Origin of the sequence: Undibacterium pigrum (assembly GCF_003201815.1) — a bacterium.
Taxonomy (GTDB): Bacteria; Pseudomonadota; Gammaproteobacteria; order Burkholderiales; family Burkholderiaceae_D; genus Undibacterium; species Undibacterium pigrum.
Map to the genome: position 1 here is coordinate 1 of NZ_QJKB01000039.1, position 1,773 is coordinate 1,773.

Sequence of the window (1,773 nt, forward strand, 5' to 3'; positions counted from 1 at the left end):
AACGGAGCTGGCACAGATCTGGGCCGGGGTTCTCAAGCTGGACCGTGTAGGTCGACATGACCATTTCTTCGAACTGGGAGGCCATTCGCTCTTGGCGGTGACACTCATTGAGAGAATGCGCAAAGCGGGACTACACACGGACATTCGGTCGTTATTCAATACGCCGACATTGGCAGCATTGGCTAAGGTAATAAGTACAAACACCAATGCCAACGTGGTTGAGATCCCTCCAAACCTGATTCCGGCACAGAGCGAGACGATTACTCCGGACATGTTAAGTCTGGTGAAGTTGAGCCAGGAAGAGATTGACCGCATTACCCAAGCAGTACCTGGAGGGGCCGCCAATGTTCAGGATATTTATCCGCTGGTGCCTTTGCAAGAAGGTATTCTCTTCCATCATTTGATGACCAAAGAAGGTGATCCTTATTTGCTATACAGACTGGCGCGTTTTTCCAGTCGTAGCAAGCTCGATCGCTATCTGGAAGCGATGCAATCGGTCATTGATCGCCACGACACGCTACGTACGGCAATCCAATGGGAGGGCTTGTCGGAGCCTGTGCAAGTGGTTTGGCGTCAAGCACTGCTGCGAATAGAAGAAGTAGAGTTGGAAGAGACGGGGGAAGATGCCGGCAAGCGATTACTGGCGCGCTTCCATCCTCGCCATTATCGCATTGCAGTCAGTCAGGCACCGCTAAAGCAGATATTTATTGCACACGACAGGGCTGATGGTAATTGGGTGATGCTGGATCTGTTCCATCACTTGGTGGGGGATCACTCAACCATGGAAGTGGAATACCAAGAGATTCAATCTTACTTGCTGGGCCGGGAAGCGGAGTTGGCTGCGCCATTGCCATTTAGAAATTTTGTAGCGCAAGCGAAACTGGGGGTAAGCCGGGAGGTACACCAAGCTTTCTTTACCGACATGCTTGGGGATGTGGATGAGCCGACGGCACCATTTGGCCTACTCGATATTCAAGGCGATGGAGGCGGGATTGTTGAGTCCAAACGGATGGTGGCACCAGATGTGTCCAAACGTCTGCGTCAGTGTGCTCGTACATTAGGAGTGAGTGCGGCCAGCATATGCCATCTGGCATGGGCACAAGTGCTGTCCAAAGTATCTGGTCGTGATGATGTGGTGTTTGGAACGGTATTGTTTGGGCGGATGCAGGGAGGAGAGGGCGCGGACAAGGTGATGGGTCTATTCATCAATACGTTGCCAATACGCATTCGGCTTGATGACTGTAGTGCGCAAGATGGGGTATATAAGACGCATCGCCTGCTTACGCAATTAATGCACCATGAACATGCGCCTTTGGTTCTGGCGCAACGCTGCAGTGGTGTAGCTGCACCCATGCCCTTGTTCTCATCAGTATTGAACTACCGGCACAATGCTGGCGTTGATCTCAATGATAGTAAGGCAGAGTCAGCGGTACAAGAAAGCCAATTTCAGACAGCATGGGAAGGGATCGAGTTTCTTGAGAGTGAGGAGAGGACCAATTATCCGTTCACGCTATCGGTAGATGACTTTGGTGACGAGTTTGGTCTTGATGTGCAAGTGCATGCATCGCTTGATCCGCAGAGAATATGCGGTTTGATGCATTGTGCATTAGAGGGGCTCATCACTGCGTTGGAGAAGCGGCCGCAGACGGCGATATCGAAGTTGGGGATATTGCCAGAGCAAGAGCGGTATCAGATCTTGGAAGAGTGGAACAGTACGCAAGCACACTACCCGCAAGACAAGTGTATCCATGCGTTGTTTGAGGAGCAGGTGGT

The 1,773-nt window shown here is 51.5% G+C and carries 1 protein-coding gene; it reads left to right on the forward strand.

Annotation, left to right across the window (positions count from 1 at the left end):
• Positions 1–1,773 (forward strand): condensation domain-containing protein (locus tag DFR42_RS28905; RefSeq protein ID WP_245937128.1); only part of this gene is annotated, 1,773 nt, incomplete at both ends.